Origin of the sequence: Microcoleus sp. Pol12B3 (assembly GCF_036701355.1) — a bacterium.
Classification (GTDB): Bacteria; Cyanobacteriota; Cyanobacteriia; order Cyanobacteriales; family Microcoleaceae; genus Microcoleus.
Genome location: NZ_JAUBQS010000042.1, coordinates 54,572 through 58,250, shown reverse-complemented (window position 1 = coordinate 58,250; position 3,679 = coordinate 54,572). Strand labels below are relative to the sequence as shown.

Annotated in this window: 3 protein-coding genes; 2 read left to right on the top strand and 1 reads right to left on the bottom strand. The window is 45.3% G+C overall.

Features of this window, described 5'->3' with window-relative positions; genetic code table 11:
• Positions 1-93 precede the first annotated feature (93 nt).
• On the top strand, positions 94-483 hold the full coding sequence (locus tag QUA53_RS20020; protein WP_333099339.1) for a CHAT domain-containing protein: 390 nt from the start codon (positions 94-96) through the stop codon (positions 481-483).
• A 362-nt stretch (positions 484-845) separates the two neighbouring features.
• Here the strand turns inward: QUA53_RS20020 and QUA53_RS20015 are convergent, their stop codons facing one another.
• Positions 846-3,104 carry a caspase family protein gene (locus QUA53_RS20015; protein ID WP_333099341.1) on the bottom strand — a complete coding sequence of 753 codons (2,259 nt, stop codon included), beginning with the start codon at positions 3,102-3,104 and terminating at the stop codon, positions 846-848.
• Between the two features lie 91 nt (positions 3,105-3,195).
• Between QUA53_RS20015 and QUA53_RS20010 the strand changes: the two genes are divergently transcribed.
• On the top strand, positions 3,196-3,679 hold a 484-nt coding region (locus QUA53_RS20010; protein ID WP_333249031.1), incomplete at its 3' end, for a tetratricopeptide repeat-containing protein.

Genomic DNA, 3,679 nt, shown 5'->3' with positions numbered 1-3,679 from the left:
TCTATCATATAGCGCAGGGCGAAAACTTTTGGCTCTTATCATACTTTTAACCATTTACAAAACCGGGATGCTCCCGATGTAACCCGTGCCCTGTTGGACTACAAACCGCAAATCATCCACTTTTCGGGTCACGGTGCAGGGGATGAGGGCTTGGCATTGGAAGACGAAACTGGAAAGGTGCAGTACGTTGATGCAGAAGCACTTGCCGAACTTTTTAAGTTGTTCGCCAATCGAGTAGAGTGCGTTGTACTCAATGCCTGTTACTCAGAGGTGCAAGCGGAAGCCATTGTACAGCACGTTCCTTATGTAATTGGCATGAGTCGGGCGATTGGGGATAAGGCTGCTATTGAATTTGCGGTGGGTTTTTATGATGCATTAGGATCTGGGGAATCCGTAGAGTTTGCTTATCAACTGGGATGCAATTCTATTCGATTAGCTGGAATTGTAGAACACTTAACTCCCAAGTTGAAGAAAAAACACTAAGGCTAATTGCCAGGAAAACTGCTGGAGCTGCTCACTAACTTTGTGCGATCACGTAAATCGAAAAAGCTGGAAAACAGACGCATCTGGAATACCAACCCGTAGAACATCTAAGAAAATCCGTTTCTTGACAGCAGCTCGATATTTGGGTATTAATAACCCTCTTTTGTCACTTTGGGAAAACAAAAATGAGAGCCAAATTTTCAACTATAGATAGATCAAGGATTTGAGCATTTATTTTCTAACAGAATAATGGAAATTAAGATTTTTGATAAAAGTCTTAGGCTCTAAGGATTCCAGATTATTTTTTGCCTAAAGTGACAGAAGAGGGGTAATATCCTTTTTGGGAATCACCAGGTCAAAGTTCAAGCTTCCACCGCTTTAAATGCGATCAACATAGCTGCCAACTGTGCGGTATCCACCGCCCGCACAGCAGGATCGAAAGAGACATAAAGACGGCTATTGCCGCGAGTTCCCCGGTCAAAATCGCCTAATAAATCGTCAATTACCCCAGCAGCATCGGAATCTAGAGGTAATGGTCCCCCTCTTTGTCCGCGACTGGTAGCGATCGCTTGCAATTTCTTCAAAGCTTCTCGCAGGGGCGTAGCGCTGGCAATTATCAATACTTCTACCGTGCCAAATGGCTTACCAACGGTAATTTTAAACGGATCTTTTCCCGTTTCTGGGATTTGTCGCGTTTCTCCTGCTTTAATTAACGCTGCGTCTGTTGCCGCCGCCCAAGTATTAGGAAATAAAACCACCATTTCGCCTTCTGGAGTAATTACCAATAAACTCAGATAGAGGTCTGTAGTTTCTTTATTTTCAACTAAAAATTGCACGCGAGTTCCTAAAGGTAATTTGGGGATTTCTCCTTCAATTTCAACAGTATTTGGTTTAATATTAGCTGGTAATTGGGACGGATTTTTAGTATTTCCCCGAACAGTAAAGGCACTTGCCGCCACATCAATCGGTTGTCCGGATTGGGAATCTAATATTTTCATCACTGCGGAAACTTTCAACCGGGATGAATCCGCATTCAGGGTTAATTTAACTAATCTGGCTGCTAATAAAGAGCGGAATTTTGCTTTTAACCTTTCGATCGCAGCGGTAACATTTTCGTTAGCTGCACCAAAAGAAGCGGGAATTAAATCTAAACCCGGTGCATATAAACCCAAACTGCCAGTGGTGGGAAGATCGGCAACTTTTCTTTGTTGAAGTTCTCGATAATTTGCCTCAGTCATGCGACCGAGAATATATTGCACTTGGGTTTGTCCTAAAGGTATTGGTTCGATGCGAGTCAGGCGAGAAAGTGCCTGGGATGCTATTGGTTTATCTGCCCCTAAAGATTCATCCAATCCAATGCGTAACTTTAAATCGTTGGGAATTGCCCGTGCTTGTTCTTGCAAGATCGATCCGGGTTTAATCGCATTCGGTTGGGAAGTTTCGACTAGAATTCCTTGGGCAATTAATCCATTATTAGGATTGCGGGAATCTAAGCGCACAGTTCCCAAGTTGTTACCTCGATCGTCTAAAATAGAAAACAGGGCATTTTTGTTAAAGGCGGCGATCGATTGGGGCTCAATTCCTCCCAACCATAATTCGACAGATTTACCCGCTACTTTGGTAATTATTGCTTCCGCTGAGGGGAGTTGATGGTTGGTGAAATAAGCGGGTTTTCCTGCGTTATTGCTATCTTTTTTAGCTTCAAATTCTGGGATTTGTTGGCTGCTGGAAATGCGGGTGGTGCTGCGAGCTACATTTGCCAGAATGCTGCTAATCGGTTCAGCAGAGGTGGTTTGCCAAAGATATTGAGTTAAGACGTAAGTAAAAGCTCCGGCGTCAAAGCCATCAAAAGGCGTATCGGCAGCTAATTGATTTCGCGCCGCCGAAGCAATGACGACCCCTTTGGCAATTCCTATTTGACGTTCTTGTTTCAACCATTCTCTTGTTTTTCCCAGCTTAGAAAGCCATTGGTCTTGATAGCTGCGTTCGATCGGGCTAGGGTGAAATTTTGAGCTGCCTGTAATGGCGCGAATCGTCAAGTTGCCTCGTTTTCCGCCACCGGAATGACAGCTATCGAGAACTACGGCGACATTTTCGGTGGGTAAGGCAGACATCAATAAAAATAGGGTTTCCCCCATCACATCCGAGACAATTGTTTTCTCCCCATCTGGGGAACTTTCTCGATCGATTGGCACAAAGGTACTGTTTAATTGGTCAGATGCACCGCTATCCGGGTCAAAGACTCGCGAACCGTGCCCGGAAAAATGATAAACCACCACATCCCCAGGTTTGGCTTGTTTAATCAGATGTTCTTCAAAAGCTTGTAAGATGCCTGCACGGGTGGGTTTAATATTCGTTTCATCGGTGACTAAAAGAATATCGTTGGGATTAAAGCCAAAGCGGTGAATTAATAATTCTCGTTGCAAGTAGGTATCGGTTATACAACCTTTTAAGGGGCTATCGGGATAGTTGTTAATTCCCACCAACAGCGCTAGTTTCCGAGGCGTGCTTTGTGCCAAAACTTTGGCATAGCGCCAACTACGGTGTTGAATATCGAATTGGCTTAATCCCAGAGTGGTGAGGGTAGATGCAGCAAATTGAACGAATAGGCGGCGTTTCATGGCGGCATTAAGATATGTGGAATTAGTGGCGCACTATGAGCTAAAAGGCAATATTTTCTAGAAATAGCCTAACTCACGACGGAGAAATATTATGAGCCGGAGAACGCTGCTGTGGACAACTGCCCTGATCGCCACGCTGGGTATTGTAGTGGGTGTTCCTGGTGCGATGGTTGCACAAACGCCAACGCCTTCAACTGAACAGTTGGCTGAACTGGAAGAAGCTAAACACTTCAACCAACAGGTTATGCAACTTTACCAACAAGGCAAATATGCTGAGGCAATTCCCCTAGCACAACGCTCTCTGGCAATCCGGGAAAAAGCCTTGGGTTCTGGGCATCCTCTTGTCGCTGGTAGCCTCAACAACCTGGCATTACTGTACGAACAGATGGGCAACTACGCCCAAGCCGAACCCCTGTACCAACGCTCTCTAGCCATCCTGGAAAAAGCCCTGCGTTCCGAGCATCCCGATGTCGCTACTAGCCTCAACAACCTGGCAGCACTGTACCAAGATATGGGCAACTACGCCCAAGCCGAACCCCTGCACCAACGCTCTCTAGCAATTCGGGAAAAAGCAC